The following is an 18,882-nucleotide window of genomic DNA, read 5'->3' on the forward strand; positions in this document are numbered from 1 at the left end:
ATTTGCGGTGGCTGGGCTGGCCTCATCGCGAGCAAGCTCGCTCCCACAGGGGATTGGTGTATGCAGCAGATCCGGTGTGGGCTCTGTGGGATTTGCGGTGGCTGGGCTGGCCTCATCGCGAGCAAGCTCGCTCCCACAGGGGATTGGTGTATGCAGCAGATCCGGTGTGGGCTCTGTGGGATTTGCGGTGGCTGGGCTGGCCTCATCGCGAGCAAGCCCGCTCCCACATTGGATCTCTGATGAACACAAAATTCATGTACACCCTAGTTCAACTGTGGGAGCGAGCCTGCTCGCGATGGGACCGGCAGCCACACCGCTAATAAGAGGTAATAGCCCATGCTCCACATTGGACTTGTGGGCATACACAAGACCCTGTGGGAGCGAGCCTGCTCGCGATGGGGCCGGCAGCCACACAGCCAATAAAAGGTAGCCAATGTTCCAACACTGGGATTTGCAGGTGTACATAAATCCCCTGTGGGAGCGGGCTTGCTCGCGAAGAGGCCAGCCGCCACTCCGCCAAATAAAAGGTAACAACCCATGCTGCAACTGATCCTCGGCGGCGCCCGCTCCGGCAAGAGTCGCCTGGCGGAAAAACTCGCCACAGACACTCAACTGCCAGTGACCTATATCGCCACCAGCCAACCTCTGGACGGCGAGATGAACGCGCGCATCGCCCAGCACCGCGTCCGTCGCCCGGCCGATTGGGCACTGGTGGAGGAGCCCTTGGCCCTGGCCCGAGCTCTGCGAGAAAACGCCGCCCCCGGGCGATGCCTGCTGGTGGATTGCCTGACGCTATGGCTAACCAACCTGCTGATGCTCGACGACCCCGAGCAACTGAACACCGAGCGCGAAGCGCTGCTGGACAGCCTGGCCACGCTGCCCGGGGAAATCATCTTCGTCAGCAACGAAACCGGCATGGGTGTCGTGCCGCTGGGCGAGCTGACGCGCCGTTACGTCGATGAAGCCGGTTGGCTGCATCAAGCCTTGGCCGAACGTTGTCAGCGCGTCGTGCTGACCGTCGCCGGCCTGCCCCTGACTCTCAAAGGTACTGCGTTATGAACCACTGCTGGTGGCTGGACCCCTGCAAACCCGTCGATACCCAAGCCCTGGAACAGGCCACGGCCCGTCAGCAACAGTTGACCAAACCGGCCGGCTCCCTGGGGCAGCTGGAATCGGTGGCGGTGCAACTGGCGGGCCTGCAAGGACAGGTCAAGCCACGCCTGGACCACATATGGATCGCGATTTTCGCCGGTGACCATGGCGTAGTGGCCGAGGGCGTATCGGCTTTTCCCCAAGAGGTCACCGGACAGATGCTGCTCAACTTCGTCAGCGGCGGCGCGGCCATCAGCGTCCTGGCGCGACAACTGGGCGCGTCCCTGGAAGTGGTCGACCTCGGCACCGTCACGCCATCGCTGGACTTGCCCGGTGTGCGACACCTGAACGTCGGACCGGGCACGGCGAATTTCGCCCAAGGCCCGGCCATGACCCCGAGCCAGGGCGAACAGGCCTTGCAGGCAGGACGTGACAGCGTGGCGCGTGCCGTCGCCGCCGGCACGCAATTGTTCATCGGCGGCGAGATGGGCATCGGCAACACCACCGCCGCCAGCGCCCTGGCCTGTGCGTTGCTCGACTGCCCCGTGGCACATCTGGTCGGGCCGGGCACGGGGTTGGACGCGGCGGGTGTCAGCCGCAAGACCCAGGTGATCGAACGGGCCCTGGCGTTGTACGCTGCCCAGGGTCACGACCCGTTGCAGACCCTGTTCAACCTCGGCGGTTTTGAAATCGCCGCGTTGGTTGGCGCGTACCTGGCCTGTGCCCAGCAGGGCGTCGCCGTGCTGGTGGATGGCTTCATCTGCAGCGTCGCGGCCCTGGTGGCGGTGCGCCTCAATCCGGCGTGCCGGCCGTGGTTGCTGTTCGCCCATCGCGGCGCCGAACCGGGCCATCGTCACGTGCTGGAAACCCTTGGCGCCGAACCATTGCTGGACCTCGGCCTGCGCCTGGGCGAGGGCAGTGGCGCGGCGTTGGCAGTGCCGCTGCTGCGCCTGGCCTGTGACCTGCACGGGCAGATGGCGACCTTTGCCGAAGCGGCCGTGGCGGACCGCCCGGCATGACCTTGCGCCTGGACCTGCTGCGTCACGGCGAAACCGAACTGGGCGGCGGCTTGCGCGGCAGCCTCGACGACGCCTTGACGGTCAGGGGTTGGGAGCAGATGCACACCGCCGTCGCCCAAGGCGGGCCCTGGGATCGCGTGGCGAGTTCGCCCTTGCAGCGCTGCGCCCGTTTCGCCGAGCAACTCGGTGCCCGGCTCAACCTGCCGGTGCACCTCGACAAAGACCTGCAAGAGCTGCATTTCGGCGCCTGGGAAGGCCGCAGCGCGGCGGCGTTGATGGACACCGATGCCGAGGCACTGGGCCAGTTCTGGGCCGATCCCTATGCCTTCACGCCGCCGGAAGGCGAGCCGGTGCTGGCGTTTTCCAGCCGCGTGCTGGCGGCGGTCGCACGCGTGCACGCCGCCTATGCCGGCCAACGAGTGTTGCTGGTCAGCCATGGCGGTGTGATGCGCCTGCTGCTGGCCCAGGCCCGAGGCCTGCCTCGGGAGCAGTTGCTCAACGTCGAAGTGGCCCACGGCGCGCTGTTTTCCCTGACGGTGTCGGCAGGTTCAGTGCTCGAAGAGGTGGTTTGAACATGTTGCCCTTCTGGATCGCCCTGCAATTTCTCAGCAGCTTGCCGGTGCGCCTACCCGGCATGCCCGAGCCCGAGCAACTGGGTCGTTCGCTGCTGTTCTATCCGGTGGTGGGGCTGGTGTTCGGCGCCGTGCTGTGGCTGCTCGATGCACTGCTGCTGGGGGCGCCGCCGTTGCTGCACGCCGCACTCTTGCTGACCGCGTGGGTGTTGCTCAGCGGCGGCCTGCACCTCGACGGCCTGGCCGACAGCGCCGACGCCTGGCTCGGTGGTTTTGGCGATCGCGAGCGTACGCTGCTGATCATGAAGGACCCGCGCAGTGGGCCGATCGCGGTGATCACCCTGGTGTTGGTGCTGCTGCTCAAGTTCAGCGCGCTGCTGGCGTTGATCGAGCAGGGGCAAACAGTGGCCTTGATCATCGTGCCGGTGCTGGGGCGTGCGGCGTTGCTGGGCCTATTCCTGACCACGCCGTATGTGCGGGCCGGTGGGTTGGGCCAGGCCCTGGCCGATCATCTGCCCCGGAACGCCGGTTGGTGGGTGTTGCTGGGAGGGGCGTTGGGCTGCGTGCTGCTGGCGGGATGGGCGGGTGTCTGTGGGCTGGTCGTTGGCTTGGCGGTGTTCGTGGGCTTGCGGCGGATGATGTTGCGCAGGCTTGGGGGCTGCACCGGGGATACGGCTGGGGCGCTGTTGGAGGTGCTTGAAGTGGGGGTGTTGGTGGCGGTGGTGTTGGGCTGAGTTTGCCTTGGGCACCTGTCAACTCTGACAGTATCGCCTCGTTGAAATCTGGCGCTTAATTCGTTCAAGGCCTCAGCTATCGAAGTGTCTGCGGACTGTTGTCGCGATCAGATGGCCGGATCTATTCCTGACCATGGCTTGCCCATGGCTGAACCTGATTCGAGTCTAGAGAGAGAACCGGCAATGACTAAGGTATACAGAACACGTCAAGGTGAAGAGGCTCGGCAAGCTTATAGGCGATTACTGGCAGCGCGGCAAGATCCCGGAGAGATGACGCGGCCAACCGTTATCCATGCGATAGCCGGTCATCCAGACGGGCTGCTTCCGAAAGCCAGGCTCGACGCTCCAATAGCAGTGGAAATTCCAGCATTTGCTTTAGAGGGCACCCCAGGCGACCCTACGGAATATTCCTCTCACCTAACGTTGCAATGGCGTCGCGCTAATGAGACTGACTTTCATGACATCAGTGACACGGAAGAACTCTCGAATCATGGCTCCGTCTCTTTTCCTCTGTCGCGTGAAATTGCCTTGGAACATTTCGAGGGCCAAGAAGGGCAGTTCTTTTTTCGTTATCACGTGCAGCTGTGGAGCAATAATTTAGATTGGTCGTTCGAAGTTCCCATTCGCTTGGATCGAACGGCACCGTATGGCGACCGTCTCGACCCGGCTGATACCCCGCCAAAAATTTTGCTGACTTCCAAACCCATTACAGACGAGACCTTGACTGATGAAAGGGGAGTCGCCTGCGAAATTCCGGATTTCACTGACCCTGATAAATCACGCATCTGGGTAGCGATAGGTTGGGGCGACTCGCCTCCAGAACCGAGTGAAAACATTGTCCCCGTCTTATCTACGCTGTTGCCAGCTGACCGAAAAGTGATCATCCCCCGGAGCGCAATCGAAGCACTCGGATCAGGTACTCATTATGTGACCTACGTCCTGAGGGATCCCGCAGGCAATGTCAGCAAATTAGCGCGGGTCGAAAGTGTGTCTGTTGCCTTGGGTCCACTGCCAACCAATCTGAAACCTCATTCAGTGCCTTTGCACGCTGATTTAATGATCAATCGCGCCGATGCCGCTGCTGGCGTTACAGTGGACATTCCTCTTTATGATAATCATCACCCCGAGGACCAGATATTTGTCGAGTGGGGCGATTCATTGCTGCTGCCTCATCCAGTAGGGGAAGTGCCGAAGCCGGTATTTTCGATACCCGTAAGCTGGACGCATTTAAAGGCCGCGTACGACTCTGCCGTTGGAGGCGTGCAAGTCGTCGACGTCGGCTACCGGGTCGAGCGTGCGCCTCAGGTTGATTTTAAGCCCACACCTGCAACGATACCTATCAATGTCGATTTTTCCATAACCGGTCCGATCGAACCTGGGGATCCTGACCCCGATCCAGTCAACCCTGTCTTGGAGTTGGTGAAAGTTTACGGCGAATCAGGCCTAGAAAATGAATTGCCCGCAGCGGACGAGGGTAAATCAGCAACGGCCAAAATCATGGCGCCGGATCCGATGGTCAATGGCGATACCTTTACCTTGTATTGGAAGGGCGTTGAAGTAGCTGACAGCTATGAGGCTGATGGCACGGAAGGTGACGATTATGAGATCAATATCGAGATCACCTGGGACGAAATTCTGGACGGAAAAAGCGATTCACAATTGCCTGTTCATTATGTGATGAGCCATGCCGCCTTTCCGAACAATGATCAGGAATCCAGGCCCACCTACGTCAAGGTCGATGCTATTCCAATTATTCCCGATGCGCCGCTCTTCCCCGGCGCGTGGGGAGAAAACGACTTTCTCAACTGCAATAATTTGGACGTTGTTGCTGGCGAGGTTGGCTATCGCGTGACTGTTCCGCCGTCTACCAACCTTGAGCCGGGTCAAACGATCAATTTGCGCTGGAGAGTTTATCAAGTGGTCGGGGGGGACCTTATTTCTGAAGTGAATAAGGACGACGCTATGATCATTCCGGATGATGCCCAGACAGCGGGCATCCCATGGTTCATCGAATATGACGATCATGTCCTTCCCTCCGACGCATTAGCGCAAAACCGTTATAGCCGCGCGGAAATTGACTACACCACGCCGGTCGGTGGTGTGCCGAAGGACTCGAGAATCACTAAACGACCCATGTCCATTGCCTTGGGCTCAGACGGGGCAACATGCAGGCTGCCGGAAATCCCACGACGTTGATGTAGAGCCATTGCCCCGGGACTGAAAACAGTAAGCCCGGGGCAACGGAACAGCACCGATCAACGACGGAAGTTAAGAATAATCCCTACGAGAAAAGGATTAGTCCTACATAGGTCGTCCGCGCCGATCTGTAGTCTGCGGCGCCTGTTCAATCGTGTCGTGCGCATCATCATTAATTTCTACGGCGCGGGGTTTAACTGGAATTTCTCAACGGTGCTTTCCATGAAGTGTACACATCCTTTTGCTTTGCTCCCGCTGTCCCATGCCTTGAAACTGCTTTCCATTGCGCCTTTTCTGATGGTTAGCGCCGAAGCATTTGCGCGAATTATCGATGGTGGACCCCCAGTGGTGATCGATGGCAACACGCGGTTGGAAAGCTATTCGCTGCTCAACAATGCCCAGCTTACCGCTAACGGCGCGAGCACCAAAGAAATCGATTTGAAGTCTGGTTCTGTCCTCAACCTGAACGGTTCGGCTGTTAACGCCACAGGGAGCAAAGACGGTGTCAACCTGTTAGCGAGCAGCGCGAACATCAACGGCAGCACCATCGTCAGCACCGGTTCGGGGCTTTTCCTTGGCCACGCCATCGGTTCGGGTGTCGGTGCGAAAGCCACCGTTGCCGACAGTTCGATTACCGGCGGCAGACGTGGGGTGACGGTCGCGAGCCTGGGGGTACTCGAGCTGTCGCGAACGGCTGTTACGGCGACCGATACCAGGGGTAACGGGTTGCAAATGACCGAGGCTTCGGTGATTGCACGTGATAGCAGCATTACCGGTGGCGCGAACGGTATCCAGATGTTCACCAGCGGTGATGTTACCGCGCCCCGTACGCTGGAGCTCGATGGCACCCGTGTCGAAGGTTTGACCGGCGCGGCCATCAGTGTGATCGACTCCGCTGCTACAGGGGAGCCGGCCGACATCCTGATTAAAAATGGCTCGACCTTGGTGGGCGGTAACGGTGTGCTACTGGCGGTCGGGAGGGGTGCCCTCGCCAATACCACCGTGGACAACAGCGACCTGACGGGCGATGTGATCGTCGAAGCAGGCGGCACTGGCCATATCACCTTGCAGAATTTCGCGACGTTGACCGGGCGTCTGCAGAATGTGGAGACCCTGGCCCTCAATAGCCAGGGCAAGTGGATCATGGTCGAGGACGGCCAGCTCCAAAACCTGAATATGGCCGGCGGTTCGGTGCAGTTCGGCCAGCCCGGGGACTATTTCAATCTATCGGTGGAAAACCTCAGCGGCAACGGCAATTTCATCATGCACACCAACTTTGCCTCCGGTGAGACCGACTTTCTTGACGTGACTGGGTCGGCGACCGGCAGCCATACCCTGGATGTTTCCAGCAGCGGTGCCGATCCTCTTTCGGATAAGCAGATCCACGTGGTGCATACCGCCAGCGGCGACGCCTCGTTTTCGCTGCTCAATGGCCGGGTTGACCTGGGTACCTATTCTTACGACCTGCTGCAGGTCGGCGGCAACGACTGGTACCTGGACGCCATCCGCAAGGTAATCAGCCCGGGCACCGCCTCGGTGCTGGCGTTGTTCGACGCTTCGCGTTCGGTCTGGTATGGCGAACTGAGCACCTTGCGCAGCCGCATGGGCGAAGTGCGCATGAACAGCGGCCAAACCGGCGGTTGGATGCGCGCCTACGGCAATCGCTTCGATGTTTCCGCCGATTCCGGCATGGCTTACAAGCAGACCCAACAGGGCTTGAGCCTGGGTGTGGACACCCCGGTACCGGCACTGGGCGATGGCCAGTGGGTCATCGGCCTTCTGGGTGGCTACAGCCGTTCCGACCTGCAAATGAAGCACGGCACCTCGGGTGAGGTCGACAGCTTCTACGTCGGTTCCTACGCCACCTGGCTGGATGCCGATACTGGCTACTATTTCGACGGCGTGCTCAAGCTCAACCGTTTCCAGAACAAGTCCGACGTCGCCCTCAGCGATGGCGCCAAGGCCAAGGGTCGCTATGACACCCATGGCCTGGGTACCACCTTGGAATTTGGTCGGCATATCAAGCTCGAAGACGGCTATTTTGTCGAACCCTACGTCCAGGCCGCTGCGCTGGTGGTACAGGGTAAGAAATACACCCTGGACAATGGCATGAGCGCCGATGGCAGCCGCAGTCATTCGTTGCTGGGCACTGCGGGTGCTACCGTAGGGCGCGATATCGATCTGGGTGGCGGGCAGATCCTCCAACCCTACCTGAAAGCGGCCGTGGTGCATGAGTTTGCCAAGAACAATGACGTTAAAGTCAACAGCACCACCTTTGACAATGACCTGTCCGGTTCGCGTCTGGCATTGGGAGGCGGGGTGGCGATGAAGGTCTCGGACAAGGTCCAGTTGCACGCCGATCTTGACTACAGCCATGGCGACAAGATCAAGCAGCCTTGGGGCGTCAACTTCGGCGCTACTTATGCTTGGTGATGTAGGTTGGTAATCGAAAAGGGCTGGGTTTTCCAGCCCTTTTTTTCGCCTTGAGGTTAACGACACACCCTCGATGGGCCTGGCGATGTCATCACTGGGTATTGGAGCAAGGAACCATTCAATGGAGGGCCGGCCATCTCCTTCCACGGTGTCGCATCACCTCAACATTTGGGGGGCGACATTCAATGAAAACTGACCGTGAAATTCAATGACCCTTTCACCGTTCCCGCATCCACGCGGGGATCGGTCTGGTACAGGCGCGCACTGAGGTCCAGTACCGTGGTCCCCGGTGAGATGGCCGCCAGGGGCACCTCGCGCTGCAGGGCTATGGGGGTCAGACCATCGGCCTTGAGAATCTGGATTCCGACGCCACTGGCTCCCGAGCCTGCACCGAGGGTAAAGCCGCCTTCCACTCCGGGAATCGGCATTGAACCATTGGTGGGCTCCAGGCGAATATTGGCCCAGGCAACATTGATATCGCCGGGGTCGGCGTCGCAGTTGCCCAAAGTGATATTGAATGGCATTGCATCGGTGGTCGAGCCGACCGCGCCGAAGTCCGAGGTGCGCCAGTCACCCAGTGACACCGGATTGGCACTGACGCTGGAAACCCCGCACTGGGCTTGAAGCACGGTGCCGCTCAGCTGGAAACCGAACCCATTGCCGAGATTGGTGAACCGAGTGCCGAACAACGCCTTGTCGAAAGTGTGTGGCCCAGGTGCTATCGGGCCCGTTTTGATCAGCGTGAGTTTGCCCCTTAATTGATCGATGCGCAGCGGCGCCGTAGCAGGGACTTCGGTTCGAAGCAAGGCATTGAACGGTACCGTGGGTTCAGTGATGGGCACAAAGGCATCGGTGGCCATGCCGTCGAAAGGATGTTCCAACTTGATCCGTGCGCCGATGCCATCGATTCCGGTCATGAACACCTTGCCATTCACATCCTCGCCATTGACCGGCGGCAAGTCGCCGGGGAACAGCGGGGCGGTAGCCATCGCATTGAAGGTCAAGGTCGAGCTGACATCATTCTCGCAGTGAATGCTCTGCCCCTCGGCATTGGGCACCGCAAAGGATCGGTCGAACTCACCGATCACGTGTCCGGCTGCCGCATCCCTGGGAACATAGACAGATCCCGCATTCAAGCGAAAGGTCATGCTGCCGGCCGAGGTCACCCAGCGGCAGAAACTGGCCGCCGTGGCCATTTCGACCTGGCAGGCCGCTAGCAGGGCGAAGAGCCCGGCCAGTGTTCGTGGTGATGATTTCATTGCTCGTATCCTGGTTTATCGACGAGGGCGCAGCGGTGCTCCGCCTCGCAAAAGACGTTAGTGCGCGGTAGGTTCAAGGCAGGTCAAGGTCTGTAGCCGATAGCCTTGCACCGGCTCGATGTGTTGCGGTGTGATCGGCAAGTAACAGTGCTGCCCGGTCTCTTGTCCCCAGCGCACCTTCAGCGTTTGCGCTTCGGCGCTGGTGGTGAGCATGATTTGTCCGCCCTGGCCTACCACGCCGAGTCGTTCACCCTGGGCATCGCTGACCTGGGCACCGAATGGCAGCGGCTGACCATCGCGCAGGTGCCCCGTGAGTACGAGCCGGTTGACTTTGCGCGCAGCGAAGGTGGCCTTGACCACGACACCCCGGCGAGGCACGACATGGGCAACGCCATTGTCGATTTCTACTTCCGCGTCTAACTGGTCGGTCTGCAGCGCCACTTGGTTCTGCCGGTAGGGACGCAGATGCGGCGCCAGCGCATATCCCCGGGCATTGGTGTGCACGCCGGTGGCATTTGCCACCCCGACGCCTGGGGTATCGGGCACGTGCACCAGGCCCATGGTCTCCCCCAGATAGGGGCCCATTTCGAGGCCATCGCCATGTAACAAAAGTGCGCCGCTGGCATTCAGTGACAGGCTGCGATAGCCGTTGCCCTGGGTGTAACCGCCTCCGAAGCTGCCAAACGGTGCCTGGTAACCGAGGGCCAGGGTGGCCGAGCGCTGGTCGTCGTCGCTGTTGCTCAAGGCTGCGCTGTAATTGAGTCGATTCTGATCGGTGCTGCCGTTCAGCCGGGCGGTCTGGCTGTAGCGCCCTGCATTGTCCTGGAACCCCAGGGTCGCGCTGTTCGAGTGGCCGAATTCCAATGGAAAGGAAATGCTCAAACCAGCCTGCCGACGGCTGCCATTGCGTTCATCGCTGAGCGACTGCGAGGCAAACAGGTTGTAGCTGATTTTTTGGTATTGGGTACTCAGGTTGAATTGGAACTGGCGTTGTGCCGGGTGGCTGTTCCAGTAATCATCCTGCGACAGGGTTAGATTGACCGAGCTTGACCGCCCGAAGTTCTGGAACAGGGATGCTTCCAGGCGACTGCGCCGGCTACCGGCGAATTTGCCATTGCGGCTGCGCTCGCGCACGCTTTCATCGAAGTCACGGTAACCCTCGGTGGAATAGCGGTAACCGGCAAAGCGCAGGCTGGTACTGGTCTGAAACGCCTTGCTGTATTTCAAGGCGTAGCTCATACCTTCAACCTGCGCGCTACTTGCGCGGCCCAGGTCGGTACTGGAATGGGTGAAATCCAACGCCAGGGCACCCAGGTGGCCCCAATCGCGTGCAATACCCAAGTTACCGGCACGGTAGAAATCACTCCCCATCAACCCACCATACAGCGTGGTGTTCCAGGCGCTGCCCGTGGCCAAGGTGCCTTGCCAAAGCGTCGGGCTTTCCAGCTCGCTGGCGGCCGCGTAGCGTCCCAAGGTCGTGCTATAGCGCCAGACCCCATCGCGTAAGAGGTTGCCTAGCGTCGCGTAGGGCTGGATAAAGCGCTGAACCTGACCGTCGTCCGCGGTCAGCACCACCTCCAGTTCACCATTGCCGCCGGCGATGCTCAGGTCATCGATTTCGTAGGGGCCGGCGCTGAGATAGGTGGAGTAGATCGGGTAGCCGTTTTGCTTGATTTCCAGCTTGGAACGCGACTGGGCCATGCCACGAATGATCGGTGCATAACTTTGCTGCAGATCGGGCAGCATGCCCATGTCGGACGCAATGACCAGACCCTCGATCGGCAGGCTGCGAAACACCTCGCCACCGGTAAAGGTTTTGCCCAGTGTCAGGTTGGCACGGGTGCCAGGCACATCACGCTGGACATAGGTGTAGGCCTGGGTCCACTCGCGCTGGCCGTTGGTGTTCTGATACAGGGCATGGTTACTGCGCAAGCGCCAGGCGCCCAGGTTGATGCCGCTGTTGAGGTACAGGTCGTCGCTGCGGGTGGAGCCGCTATAGCGGCTGTTGCCCTGGTGGGCTGACACCTGATAGTTGATGAAGGCGGCGTTAATGCCGACATCCCATTGTTCGGGATCGACTCCGATCTTGTCTCGTCGCATGAAAATCTGCGGCACCGACAACGACAGCAGCAACTTCTTGGCATCGAATTCAACCTTGGCATCGGCGATCGCTGCCGACAGATCGAAGCACGTCGCGTCAACCTGCTCCGGCGTACCCAGGCTATCGAGTTTGACCCCGAGCTGTTCGAGCAGCTGGGCGCTCAGGCAAGGCGACAGTTCGCGCCCGCCCGGGCCGAGAACGAACTCAAGCTCTCGTTCGCCGAAGTAATGGCGGTTGATCTGGACATCAACCCAATAGCGCCCCGGGCCGATTTCCCGGCCTTGGGCCAGGCCTTCGAGGGCTAACGGGCCTGCATTGTCGCCCTGGTGCATGAAGCCGGCCTGGAACTCAAGCATCGCGGTGGCAAGCGCGGGCCGCGCTTCGAACATGCCGATCGCGCCGCTGATGAAAAAAAAGGGAGCGAGCCGCCGGCACATCGGCCGGTAGCGTGCAAGTGTGTGGATCATAGTGTTTTCCAGCGATAGTAGGGCGCGAAGGTCAAGGAAGCGGTTGGATCGCCATGGGCGCCGGGCTGATACGCGCTCCGTAGTCGTCTACTACCGAGAAACTCACCTGGGGATTGCTGATTCCGTCTACCTTGAATGTATCCAACTGGTAGGACTGACTGGACAACGGATAGGCCATGGCCGGGCTGTTGAAGGTCTGGTGCTGGCCCTTGGCGCTGACTTCAATGCGCAGGAAGGACACGTGAAAAGGTGTGGGGTTGTTCACCCATAAATGTGCCTGGCCGTTGATTCGCTTGATCGACCATTGCAAATCCTTCAAGCGTGAGCTTGGGTTTTCCTTGAGGTGCGCGGGACGGTGGAACACCTTGATCCGCGTGCGTAGGGCAATGTTCAGCACATTGGTCTGCGAACGGTCGACCGGGGGGATTTCCTGGACATTGAAAAAGAACAGCGATTCGCGATCCGTGGGCAAGTCATTGGGCAGGCGATTGATCTGAACCTGTTGCTCGTTGCCTGGGTCCAGGCGGAACAGCGGCGGCGAGGCAATAAAAGGTACGGCGGTGGTGGTGTCGTCGCTTTCGGTATTGACCCAGGTTTGCACGGCATAGGTCTGCTGGCTGGGATTGCTGACGATCAATGTGGCGCTGCGTTGGTCGCTGGAAACAACCACACGCGTGCCGTTGATGCTCAAGGCCGCCTGGCTGGACGGGGTTTGGACGACCAGGCCGAGCACCAGCAGGCCTGCCGCGAGCGTTCTGGACCAGACGGGGGGAGTGTTTGGGCTATGCATAAAACGGATACCTTGGGCCTGGACCCCCCAAGGGTGCCCAGGCGCGTGCCGAGGCCCCCGGCTGGCGCCGGGGGATTGCAAATCAGGTGATGTTGACGGTAAACACCACTTCAACCTGGGCCGAACCCGCTTCGACCGTCGCTGTCGACTTATAGGCGGCGAAAAAACGCATGTCGGTCGGGCTGGTGTCATCCAGTGCATATTCGGCGGATGGCGCGCCATAGCCGACCAGCGCCCCCTTGTTGTCTATGATTGCCAGGCCCACACCACGGGCATAACCGCTGCCTGCACGCAGGGCGTGAAGCGTGTTGCCGGCGCCTGTCGAGCCGTATACGCCGGTGAATGTGACGGTGGCCTTGGCAGGGGAAGTGCAACCCGCTCCTGGCGTGACGCGCATCGCAAATTCACGGTGTCCGGCTTCGGCACCGACGGCGGTGAACAGGTTCTTGGAAACTCGGCCCAGACGCACCAGGTTGCCGGGGATGCCGGTTTCCGGGTTAATGATTTCAATCGGGCAAGTGGTGTCGGTGATCATCCCTTCGAAGTTGATGGTGCCGGTGGTGGCAAAGGCCGAAGAGACGCCCATGGTGAGCAACATGCCCAGTGGAAGTGCGAAAAAGGATTTCTTCATAAGAAGGTTCAACCTGTAAGAAAAAGTAGGGTTTCCTTGTGAGGCAGTCGGTGTCGACTGCGTTATTCGGAAATATTTTGCAAAGCCGGCTGTGTGCCTGAAGCAATAAGCCCAGAACTTTTGAGTTATTCGAAAGTTCCGATGAGTTTGCGGGACGGGACTTTAAGGATTTTTCTTACAGCTCGATATCAGATCATCAGGTTTTGTATGTAGGAGATTTCATTTTTAACGGTGGGACCACCGAGTACGTTTTTTGTACCTGTTTTGAGTTTGTCAACCTAGTAGTTCTGTTAGTACAAATGTATAGCCCATTATGTTAGATGTGTCGTGTTGTGACATACGGGTAAACAGGCCTATCCCTAGGCATGATAATTCCTGTTCGAAGGAGAACTGCAATGTCTGATATCCATTCAGGTAGTCGTAATTTGCCGAAGCCGATTGTATCAGTGCTGCTGCCTGATAGCGCTGATTGGGATGAAACGGGATTGTTACCGGCAAACTTGGCGAATAGACCCTTGAGGGTACAAATCCCTCCTTGGGAGGATTCTGCAGTAGACGGACACACTTCCTATTTGCGCGTCTATTGGAATAATGGCAGCCCTGTTCATGAAAGGGCATGGACCGCGAGCGAATGGGGGGTTGGCAACCGTCCGCCCCCGGCGGATCTACTGTTCGATCTGGACGCGAGGCATGTCCAGCATGGCGTTCATGAGTTGAAGTACGAAGTGACAATGTTCAGCGCCAATTTGCCTGTCACAGAGCCACTTACGGTTACCATCGACGAAATCCCCCCCTTGTTAGGCAACGATTCCAGCCTGATTATCGACACTGGCCGTGTCACCGAACAATACCTGTTCGACAACGACGACAAGGTCCGGGCAGAAGTGCCTGCTTATCTACGTGATGCGCCTGGCGATATCATCACTTGGTATTGGAACAAGAATCCGCTCAACGTGGTGCCGGCCGATGAAGTTGCGTCGAGGACGTTGTATCGCTATGAGAACGGCCAACCGCTGCCTTTGGATTTTGCCGGCGACATGATCCGAGCCAGAGGTGACGGAGACTTTTTCGCGTTTTACCGACTGCAGGATCGTGCCGGTAACTTCAGTCCTTATTCCGCTCCCTACCCATTGAAGGTCGATGTCACGCCGGTTCCCCGCGTCTTGCCGCCCGTGAGCGTCAAGCAAGCCACCAACGGGCCGTCGGGCGGCGTACTGGATCCGTTAAAGGCGACCTATGGCGTGACGGTAACCATTCCGCCGCAGGCGATCATCCATGATGGCGAGGGCGTGTTCGTGCAATGGGCCGAGCCAGGTACCGTGGGGGCGCATCGTACCGACACTCCGAACCCAGCAGGTTCGCGGGACTATAAAATCCCGAGCGATAAGATTGCCCAGCACCTGGGCAAGACGATTTCCGTACAGTACGAGGTATTCGAACCCGGGGTCGTCGAGCCGCATAAGTCGAACAACTACAGTTTGCGAGTCGACGAGTTGAGTGGCTTGCCCACCATTCAGTGCGACAAGGTTTCCGGCGGCGGATTGAGCTTGGGGAGCATTGATGATGGGGATTATGCCAAGTTCACACTCGAACGCTGGACCTTCATGGCCGTCGACCAATTCCTTACGGTGGAGGTAAGAGGTGTCGACAGCGGCAATCAACAGGTCATCGTTCCGGTGCTGACCGAGTACCCGGTCCCGGAGGTGGCTCAGCGTATTTCTGCCGGGCAAATTTCGAAGACTGATTTGCAACGTTTCAAGATTGGTAGTCCGCTTGAGGTGCGGGTGAGCATGAGCTTCGACGCCAAGCAGACTTGGAAGGACTTTCCGAGGTTGACGCCGATATTGGTTGCTTGAGATTTGCCTCGGTAGCGGGTTGTCGGTATAGCTGGAGTGCCCCGAGCTTCGGCGGCTAAACAGATTGTTTTGTCGCCGAAGCTCACTGAGTCGTTTAAGAACGAATTGGAGCTGCTTGGTTCGGACGCGCTCCAAATGGGCGAGTGCTGGCCATTGCAATGCGGTCTAACAGAAAGTTATTCTTATTGCTATTCATCGTGAAGGTGGCCCCTTGCACAGCGCGAAAGGTCTCTGCTGATATTTCTCGCGGTAGTGTTCTAGAAAGTGGCAAAGCACTGTCTCTCACGGTGCGTAAGAGCGGTGCAGCAGCCCTTGGAGCCACGGAGCTAGCGGTTCTTACGATCCCTCCAGCAGCACCAGCAGCACTAGCAGCAGGAGCAGCAGCACCAGCAGCACCCGCACGAGCAGCCGCACCAGCACCAGCACCAGCACCAGCATCCGCAGCACCAGCCGCTGCTTTACCCGCATCTCCGAGTGCTTTTACACCTTGGTGAGCACCCAAAACGATTGCGGGGATCGACGCAACGAACGCTGCATACCCCAGATACTGCCCCCATTTACCGGCTTCCTCATTTTGGTTCGCCACTGCCAATGCGTTGGCGGCTGTCGAGCCTGCGGTGAGGACAGTAGCAGTCAAATACGAAGCAAACGTGACCGTCGCAGCTGTGAGAGCCGGGGTCGCAGTGCCGTATGTCAGAGCGGTTGCAAGAGCCCCAAGCGCAACGAACACTGCCCCTATCGCCACGCCAATCCAGCCTTCCGCCCCCCCCCCTCTACTCGATGGCAGGGGAGTGTCTTCGTCCGTCCGGCGCCGTCTGCCACTCCAACCGATCGCCTCATGCCCCGTGGGGTCACGCAGGGCAATCGGGTTGCCGAGGCAATAGGTATAGGGATTCACGCCGCCGCTGCCGAACGGGCTGAGGGAGTCGGGACTGTGGAAGCGCATCAGGCCCGGGTTGTAGGCCCGGTAGCCGCGGCCCAGCAAGTACCAGCCCGTGGCGTCATCGAGTAATTCGCCGTTGAACGCCAGCAGGCTTCGCAACGTGTCGTCACTGTGACGTTCCCCGTAAGCGCTATAGACGGCGGTGCGCAGGTCCTGCTGCTGGCTTTCACCGATGACACTGGCGTTGGCGTCAGCCAGCAGCAATAAAGTCTGTGAGTTGTCCGAGGCTTGTTGTCCCAGGGGACCGTTGTGATAGAGGAGGTGGGTCTGACGACCGCCCTGATCGACATTGGTCAGTTGTTCCCCCTGGTAGAAGCGCAAGGCCACACGTTCACTCTCTTTTTTGGACGTGACCAGATGATCGTGGCCGTCATAACAGTATTGATTGACGACCTGTCCTGTGGGGCTTTCGACACTCAACAAGCGGTTCTGGCTGTCATATTTCAAGCATTGGCCACGTTCATCGTTGAGTTGACAACCATTGAGGTCGTAGGCGAACGTCGGATTTGCTGTCGCTCTTTGCGGCGAATAGGTAATGCCCTGCAACTGGCAGGGGTTATCGTGCGCATAGGAGAAGATCGCTCGTTCGTCTTCACTATCAGCGAATCTCGTCACCGTCAGCTTGATATTGTCCAGGGCATCGAACGAGAAGATCTGATGGATGATCTCCCGCCCTTCGCTATCCCTGGGCAACGTGCTGCCTTCGCAACGATGCTCGGTCAACCGGCCACGGGCGTCGTAGGCAAACGTCTCTTTGAGCAGGCTGACCCCATCATGCCGCAGATGTCGGCTTTCCAGCAGGCCGTCGACTTGCCAGGTTTGCTCCAATATACGTGGCGGCAGTTGATTCAAGGTGAGCGTGCGCAATTTCTCGCGACCTTGGTCGTCAAATTGCAATTGGGTGACCAGCGTGCTGTCTGCTGCGCTGTCCTTGGTGGTGGTGCGATAGAGTTGGCCCAGGCGGTTGTACTCGAACGCTGCTTCAAGATGCCCCTGACGGATGCTTTTTACCCGTGCGGCGTCATCATAGTCATAGATCGTATCCAGCCCGGCGCTCGTTTCTTGTTTCAAGTCGGTTCGCTTGAGCGGACGGCCTTGCATGGAACTCGAATGAAGGGTCTCCCAAGTGCCGTTATCGTCGACCCAACGCTCGACGCGTAACTGGTTGGCGGCGGTGTAGTCATACACGCGGCGACCTTGTCCGTTTTTTGCTTCAGTCAGGCGCGCACTGGTCCGATGAAAGCTAAAGTCCACATTTTCGTCAGGCGCGTGGGTGCTGACAGGTAGGTCGGTGAGGGTCAAGTTGTAATCATATTGGATGGTGTCGTTTGCGGGCGTGGTTCTTGTCTTGACCTGCATATGGCCTGCATCGTAGGAATAGTGTTCCGTGCGTGTGCCGATTGTGCTTCGGGTCAGACGTCCCAAACCGTCGAACGCTTGTTCACCCACACGTGTTTCGGTGACGCCATCACCACTCACGGTCATGGTTTCCGGTAATTCCAATGTGCTGTGCGCGGCATAGGTGCGCTTGACGATGCTGTCATCGGGCAGCGTGCTACTGATCAGCCGTGACCAGGGGTCATAGACGTACTGGGTCGTGTATTTCGAGGCGTCTATAGATTTGGTGCAACGGCCCATGCCGTCGTAGAGGTAGATTTGCGTCGCGACTTCTTGCTCTGCTGAATCCAGGGTCCGGATCCGGGAAGGCTTGTCAAACAAGTTGAGCCAGGTCTCGCTCAGGCCGCTGATCATAGCGTCCGGTTCGGTACTCTGGCTCCAGTTACGCTGAATTGGCCCTTTGGATTCATCCGTCCCGATGGGGTCGATGCTCTGGTGGGTCTCGACCCCGTCGGGGCCGAGCACGCAGCATTGCTGCCCCCAGTCATCATAATAAAAGGTGCTCTTGAGCGCTCTGGACTCGTTGTCGAGCCAATCGTATTCGGTTTCTTCAGCCACATCTCCCCAGGCGTTATAAATAGCTTCATAGGTTTGTCGCGTCCGTTTCGAGTCATCGCTACGGACATGCTCACTCTCCTGGAAAATCAAACGACCCAATCCGTCGAGCACACTGCGGTTCTTGAGTTGCCTGGCGTTGATACTTAAATGTTCGGCCTGTAGCCCGCTCGTCGCGCTGAGGGTGTATTCGTAGTTGCGGGTGGCCGTGAAGTCGGTATCAGGGGCGGCGACTTCCCTCGTCACTCGATTCAACGCATCGTAGTAATAGTGAGTTTCCAAGCCGTCTTCCAACCTCAACAGTTCTTGCGATGTAAGTCGCGAACGTTGCCGAATGGTAGCTTTCGTGGCGTTATCGAACGTCGTGCTCATTGTTTCTGTGGTTTCTTGCACGGGGACGTTGAATTGGGGGCTATCAAATTTTCTGTAGTCGTAATCGACGTGGGTCGATTTGCCATTCAACGTGACCGTGCGGCGCGAGACTTGACCGTGCAGGAACGCATCGGTGCGGTCGTCGACATGTTCGAAGAGCGTGCGTTCCAGTTCAGTTTCGGTGGTCCCATGTTGTTCCATCAGGGTCTCGCTTTCCACCGTGAGCCATTGCTTCAGAGACAACTCCTGCGGTGGGCAATCTTCCGACAGGCAACCCGCCAGTTCCGGCAAAGCCTTGTAGCGATAGCGGGTACACAGCGTCGGGGCCTGGCCATCAGCCGGCTGGGCGGGGTTGACGATCTGCTCCTTCAGGCTGCGCACGAACCCCTCCGGGTCGGCCGGACAGCCATCGCCGCCCGCAGCGGGATACCACGTGCTGGTTTCGATGACGCCATTGGCCAGGG

The 18,882-nt window shown here is 58.9% G+C and carries 12 protein-coding genes; 7 read left to right on the forward strand and 5 right to left on the reverse strand.

The features are described 5' to 3' along the window. Window positions 1-537: 537 nt before the first annotated feature. From cobU to J3361_RS27555, 6 genes are all read left to right on the forward strand, one after another. Complete coding sequence (gene cobU / locus J3361_RS27530; RefSeq protein ID WP_207967190.1) at window positions 538-1,059, forward strand: bifunctional adenosylcobinamide kinase/adenosylcobinamide-phosphate guanylyltransferase; 522 nt, start codon at window positions 538-540, stop codon at window positions 1,057-1,059. Then, the gene (cobT, locus tag J3361_RS27535; protein WP_207967191.1) at window positions 1,056-2,111 is read left to right on the forward strand and encodes a nicotinate-nucleotide--dimethylbenzimidazole phosphoribosyltransferase; all 1,056 of its coding nucleotides are present in this window, start codon (window positions 1,056-1,058) and stop codon (window positions 2,109-2,111) included. Before cobU ends, cobT begins: the two co-directional genes overlap by 4 nt. Continuing rightward, the gene (gene cobC / locus J3361_RS27540; RefSeq protein WP_207967192.1) at window positions 2,108-2,683 is read left to right on the forward strand and encodes an alpha-ribazole phosphatase family protein; all 576 of its coding nucleotides are present in this window, start codon (window positions 2,108-2,110) and stop codon (window positions 2,681-2,683) included. The genes cobT and cobC overlap by 4 nt, the downstream gene beginning before the upstream one ends. Before the next feature lie 2 nt (window positions 2,684-2,685). Next, on the forward strand, window positions 2,686-3,417 hold the full coding sequence (locus tag J3361_RS27545; RefSeq protein WP_207967193.1) for an adenosylcobinamide-GDP ribazoletransferase: 732 nt from the start codon (window positions 2,686-2,688) through the stop codon (window positions 3,415-3,417). A gap of 183 nt (window positions 3,418-3,600) precedes the next feature. Beyond that, window positions 3,601-5,613: a hypothetical protein gene (locus J3361_RS27550; protein WP_207967194.1), complete on the forward strand. Its 2,013-nt coding sequence runs from the start codon at window positions 3,601-3,603 to the stop codon at window positions 5,611-5,613. A gap of 348 nt (window positions 5,614-5,961) precedes the next feature. Continuing rightward, window positions 5,962-8,046, forward strand: coding sequence for an autotransporter outer membrane beta-barrel domain-containing protein (locus J3361_RS27555; protein WP_347709645.1), 2,085 nt, complete (start codon window positions 5,962-5,964; stop codon window positions 8,044-8,046). A gap of 182 nt (window positions 8,047-8,228) precedes the next feature. Here the strand turns inward: J3361_RS27555 and J3361_RS27560 are convergent, their stop codons facing one another. From J3361_RS27560 to J3361_RS27575, 4 genes are all read right to left on the reverse strand, one after another. Continuing rightward, complete coding sequence (locus tag J3361_RS27560) at window positions 8,229-9,305, reverse strand: fimbrial protein (RefSeq protein WP_207967196.1); 1,077 nt, start codon at window positions 9,303-9,305, stop codon at window positions 8,229-8,231. A 57-nt stretch (window positions 9,306-9,362) separates the two neighbouring features. Beyond that, complete coding sequence (locus J3361_RS27565) at window positions 9,363-11,795, reverse strand: fimbria/pilus outer membrane usher protein (RefSeq protein WP_243459048.1); 2,433 nt, start codon at window positions 11,793-11,795, stop codon at window positions 9,363-9,365. Between the two features lie 109 nt (window positions 11,796-11,904). Next, complete coding sequence (locus J3361_RS27570) at window positions 11,905-12,663, reverse strand: molecular chaperone (RefSeq protein ID WP_207967198.1); 759 nt, start codon at window positions 12,661-12,663, stop codon at window positions 11,905-11,907. 82 nt (window positions 12,664-12,745) lie between these two features. Beyond that, window positions 12,746-13,294, reverse strand: a complete 549-nt coding sequence (locus tag J3361_RS27575; protein WP_207967199.1) for a fimbrial protein — start codon at window positions 13,292-13,294, stop codon at window positions 12,746-12,748. Window positions 13,295-13,689: 395 nt separating this feature from the next. Between J3361_RS27575 and J3361_RS27580 the strand changes: the two genes are divergently transcribed. Then, window positions 13,690-15,150, forward strand: coding sequence for a hypothetical protein (locus J3361_RS27580; RefSeq protein WP_207967200.1), 1,461 nt, complete (start codon window positions 13,690-13,692; stop codon window positions 15,148-15,150). Window positions 15,151-15,244: 94 nt separating this feature from the next. On the opposite strand, the gene J3361_RS29755 is transcribed toward J3361_RS27580, so the two are convergent. Continuing rightward, the gene (locus J3361_RS29755; protein WP_347709646.1) at window positions 15,245-18,799 is read right to left on the reverse strand and encodes an RHS repeat-associated core domain-containing protein; all 3,555 of its coding nucleotides are present in this window, start codon (window positions 18,797-18,799) and stop codon (window positions 15,245-15,247) included. Window positions 18,800-18,882 lie beyond the last annotated feature (83 nt).

It is taken from the genome of Pseudomonas sp. OA65 (genome assembly GCF_017498305.1).
GTDB classification, from domain to species: Bacteria; Pseudomonadota; Gammaproteobacteria; order Pseudomonadales; family Pseudomonadaceae; genus Aquipseudomonas; species Aquipseudomonas zanjanensis.

Bases quoted from the DNA above. Each gene is read 5' to 3' on its own strand.
- J3361_RS27575 (WP_207967199.1), bottom strand. From the start codon at position 13,294: ATGAAGAAATCCTTTTTCGCACTTCCACTGGGCATGTTGCTCACCATG.
- J3361_RS27570 (WP_207967198.1), bottom strand. From the start codon at position 12,663: ATGCATAGCCCAAACACTCCCCCCGTCTGGTCCAGAACGCTCGCGGCA.
- cobC (WP_207967192.1), top strand. From the start codon at position 2,108: ATGACCTTGCGCCTGGACCTGCTGCGTCACGGCGAAACCGAACTGGGC.
- J3361_RS27560 (WP_207967196.1), bottom strand. From the start codon at position 9,305: ATGAAATCATCACCACGAACACTGGCCGGGCTCTTCGCCCTGCTAGCG.
- cobT (WP_207967191.1), top strand. From the start codon at position 1,056: ATGAACCACTGCTGGTGGCTGGACCCCTGCAAACCCGTCGATACCCAA.
- J3361_RS27580 (WP_207967200.1), top strand. From the start codon at position 13,690: ATGTCTGATATCCATTCAGGTAGTCGTAATTTGCCGAAGCCGATTGTA.
- cobU (WP_207967190.1), top strand. From the start codon at position 538: ATGCTGCAACTGATCCTCGGCGGCGCCCGCTCCGGCAAGAGTCGCCTG.
- J3361_RS27545 (WP_207967193.1), top strand. From the start codon at position 2,686: ATGTTGCCCTTCTGGATCGCCCTGCAATTTCTCAGCAGCTTGCCGGTG.
- J3361_RS27565 (WP_243459048.1), bottom strand. From the start codon at position 11,795: ATGTTCGAAGCGCGGCCCGCGCTTGCCACCGCGATGCTTGAGTTCCAG.
- J3361_RS27550 (WP_207967194.1), top strand. From the start codon at position 3,601: ATGACTAAGGTATACAGAACACGTCAAGGTGAAGAGGCTCGGCAAGCT.